3 protein-coding genes and 1 pseudogene are annotated in these 3,549 nt (G+C 65.5%); 2 read left to right on the top strand and 2 right to left on the bottom strand.

The annotated features are described in order from the left end of the window. A partial coding sequence (locus tag WAZ62_RS12240; RefSeq protein ID WP_422643815.1) for a DJ-1/PfpI family protein occupies window positions 1–585 on the bottom strand: 585 nt, incomplete at its 3' end. A gap of 85 nt (window positions 586–670) precedes the next feature. Here WAZ62_RS12240 and WAZ62_RS12235 point away from each other — a divergent pair. After that, window positions 671–1,066, top strand: a complete 396-nt coding sequence (locus WAZ62_RS12235) for a rhodanese-like domain-containing protein (RefSeq protein ID WP_422643813.1) — start codon at window positions 671–673, stop codon at window positions 1,064–1,066. 150 nt (window positions 1,067–1,216) lie between these two features. On the opposite strand, the gene leuA is transcribed toward WAZ62_RS12235, so the two are convergent. Next, entirely contained in the window at window positions 1,217–2,911 is a 1,695-nt protein-coding gene (gene leuA, locus WAZ62_RS12230; protein WP_422643811.1) for a 2-isopropylmalate synthase, read from the bottom strand. 442 nt (window positions 2,912–3,353) lie between these two features. Between leuA and WAZ62_RS12225 the strand changes: the two are divergent. Beyond that, window positions 3,354–3,549 (top strand): annotated as a pseudogene (locus WAZ62_RS12225) (hypothetical protein); the annotation flags it as partial.

The following is a 3,549-nucleotide window of genomic DNA, read 5'->3' as shown; positions in this document are numbered from 1 at the left end:
GGCCGGCACGGCCAGACGCCGCGCCACCCGGTTGGCCGCCTCGGCGCCGAAGTCCCGCCGCACCAGATGCAGGCAGAGATCGAGGCCGGCGGCCGATCCGGCCGAGGTCAGCACCTGGCCCTCGTCGACATAGAGGACATCGGCATCGACCATGATCGCCGGATAGGCCGCGGCCAGCCGCGCGGCGTAACGCCAATGGGTAGTCGCCCGCCGCCCTTCCAGGAGGCCGGCCGCCGCCAGCACGAAGACCCCGGAACAGATCGAGAGCAGGCGCGCCCCCCGCCCCGCCGCCCGGCGCAGCGCCTCGCGCAAGGCTTCCGGAACAGGGACATCGGCCCCGCGCCAGCCGGGCACGATGATGGTCCCCGCCTGATCGAGCATTTCGAGCCCGCCGTCGACCAGTAGGCGCACGCCGCCGGTCGCCCGCAACGGCCCCGGATCGACGCTCGCGACGGCGAAACGATACCAGTCCGGCCCCATTTCCGGCCGCGGCAGGCCGAAGACCTCGACTGCGAGGCCGAACTCGAAGGTGCACAGTCCGTCATAGGCAAGGGCGACGACCAGGGGCGAGGTTTCGTTTGGCATGATCTTGACGATACTTGGCAATCGCGCCATCTGCCAGCCTCGGCGCTCCCGCGCGAGACTGCTCCCGATCCAGCAGGAGCGAGCCATGCCGAGCGCCGTCACCGACCATCCCGCCGCCACCCCCGCCGAGGCCCTGGCCCATTTCGGCCGGAAACTCGGCTTCGAGACCGATTGCGCCGATGTCTTCGCCGCGATCTCGCGGGGATCGGCCGATTTCGTGCTGCTGGACGTGCGCGGCCGCAAGGCTTTCGCCCGCGCCCATGTCCCGGGCGCGGTCAGCCTGCCGCACCTCGACATCAATGCCCGAAGGCTGGAGGCCTGGCCGATGGAGACAGTGTTCGTCGTCTATTGCGCCGGCCCCCATTGCAATGGCGCCGATCGCGCCGCCTTTCGCCTCGCCAGCCTGGGCCGGCCGGTGAAACTGATGATCGGCGGTATGACCGGCTGGGCCGACGAAGGCTTCGCGTTCGAGAGAGATTGACGAAGGCTTCGCCTTCGAGGGGGCGGAGTTTGATCAGCACCGCGTGTCCCCACCTCACCCCGGCCCTCTCCCCCCGAAGGGCGGAGAGGGAGATTGAGCCCTCTCCTCCTCGGAGGAGAGGGTTGGGTGAGGAGGGATGCCGGGTATCGCTTACTTCGCCCCGGCGACCGCCGCCGCCGCGTGGATGCGGTTGGCGGCGCTGGCGACGGCTTTCAGCGAGGCGACGGTCACGTTGCGGTCGCGGCCGACGCCGAAGAGGGTGATGTTGCCTTCCCCCTTCATCTCGACATAGGTGACGGCCTCGGCATTGGCGCCCTGGCCGACGGCGTGCTGGCTGTAGTCGACGACTTCGATGCCGATGCCCAGCTCCTTGGCCAGACTGTCGCAGAAGGCGTCGATCGGGCCGGTGCCCGTGCCGTGGATTTCCTTGGTCTCGCCATAGACTTTCACGCGCGAGGTAATCGAGCTTTCCTCGCCGGCGTTATTCGCCGGCATCGTGTTGTGATGGACGAATTCCAGCGGGTATTTCGCCTCGAAATATTCCTTGGTGAACATGGCGTAGAGGTCGGCCGAGGTCACTTCCTTGCCGGTCAGGTCGGTATGGCCCTGGACGACGCGGCTGAATTCGATCTGCAGCTTGCGCGGCAGATGCAGGCCGTAGTCCTGCTCCAGCAGATAGGCGACGCCGCCCTTGCCGGACTGGGAATTCACCCGGATCACCGCCTCGTAGGAACGGCCCAGGTCTTCCGGGTCGATCGGCAGATAGGGCACTTCCCAGACGATGTCATTCTGCTGGCGGCGCGCGGCCAGGCCCTTCTTGATCGCATCCTGATGGCTACCCGAGAAGGCGGTGAAGACCAGATCGCCGGCGTAAGGATGGCGCGGATGGACCGGCAACTGGTTGCAGTATTCGGCGGTGCGGCGCAGTTCATCGATATCGTCGATCACCAGTTCGGGATCGACGCCCTGGGTGAACATGTTCAGGGCCAGGGTGACGACATCGACATTGCCCGTGCGCTCGCCATTGCCGAACAGCGTGCCTTCGACCCGGTCGGCGCCGGCCATCAGCGCCAGTTCGGTCGCGGCGACGCCGGTACCCCGGTCGTTATGGGGATGCAGCGACAGCAGATAGCGGTCGCGCCACTTCACATTGCGGATGAACCATTCGATCTGGTCGGCGTAGACGTTGGGCGTCGCCATTTCGACCGTCGACGGCAGATTGAAGATCATCGGCTTTTCCGCCGTGGGCTGCCAGACGTCCATCACCGCCTCGCAGATTTCCTTGGCGAAATCGAGTTCGGTGCCGGTGAAGCTCTCGGGCGAATATTCCAGCACGATCTCGGTATCGGGGATCTTGTGCACCAGGCTCTTGACCAGTTGGGTGCCCTTCACCGCGATGTCGATGATGCCCGCCCGGTCCAGGCCGAAGACCACCCGCCGCTGCAGGGTCGAAGTCGAATTATACAGATGGACGATGGCCCGCTTGGTGCCGCGGATCGCATCGAAGGTGCGGATGATCAGCTCTTCCCGCGCCTGGGTCAGGACCTGGACGGTGACATTGTCCGGGATCTCGCCATTGTCGATCAGGAAGCGGACGAAGTCGAAATCGGTCTGCGAGGCCGAGGGGAAGCCGACCTCGATTTCCTTGAAGCCCATGTCCACCAGGGTGCGGAACATGCGCAGCTTGCGATCGTGGCCCATGGGCTCGATCAGGGCCTGATTGCCGTCGCGCAGGTCGACCGAGCACCACAAGGGCGCCTTGGTGATGACCTTGCCCGGCCATTGGCGGTTCGGCAGGTCGATGGACGGTACGGGGCGATATTTCTCGATCGGCATGGAGGACATGGGAAAATTCCTGAGGATTCGAATCTGGATCTGGATGGGATGTCGGCGTCTCGGGATCAGGCCGCGGCGGCAGGCGATGGCCGCGCCGCGGCCCTGGTAAGTCGCGCGAGGGAACGCGGAACCACACCCAGGGCGTGATGAACGACCGACAGCTTACGACGAGAAACGGGCATGGGAGAATGCTTTACCGGGGATGATGGACCGAAGACGACCGCAGGGAACACGAAGTTCCACCCGACACCTGAAAGGCGTCGGTCAAATAAGTCGGGTAAGTAGGGTCCACATCGCGCGGGTCATCATGGCCGATACCATGAACGGCTGCCCGCCCCGAGGTCAAGCCCTTAATTCCGTGTCGCGGCGCGCGAAACCCTGTGCGCGGCACATTGCCAAGCCCTCGGGAAAGGCCCAGAATCCGCCGGTCGCGGCTTGAAACGAGGATGGAATGCCCCCATCGGCGGATGTCGATCCCATCGAGGCCACCATCCGCGCCCTGCCTCTGTGGCAGGGCCGCGTCGACATCGCCCCCCTTTCAGGCGGCATCACCAACCGCAATTTCATCGTCACCGATCGGCGGGGCAAGGCCGTCGTCCGGGTGGGGGGCGATATTCCCGTCCACGGCATCATGCGCTTCAACGAAC

Source organism: Zavarzinia sp., from assembly GCF_049306435.1.
In the GTDB taxonomy this organism is placed as follows: domain Bacteria; phylum Pseudomonadota; class Alphaproteobacteria; order Zavarziniales; family Zavarziniaceae; genus Zavarzinia.
The sequence above is the reverse complement of the archived record's forward strand: the minus strand, read 5'-3'. Positions and strand labels throughout refer to the sequence as shown.

What these genes read in the sequence shown, in the direction of transcription:
- WAZ62_RS12235 (WP_422643813.1), top strand. Translation starts at nt 671, where the DNA reads ATGCCGAGCGCCGTCACCGACCATCCCGCCGCCACCCCCGCCGAGGCC.
- leuA (WP_422643811.1), bottom strand. Translation starts at nt 2,911, where the DNA reads ATGTCCTCCATGCCGATCGAGAAATATCGCCCCGTACCGTCCATCGAC.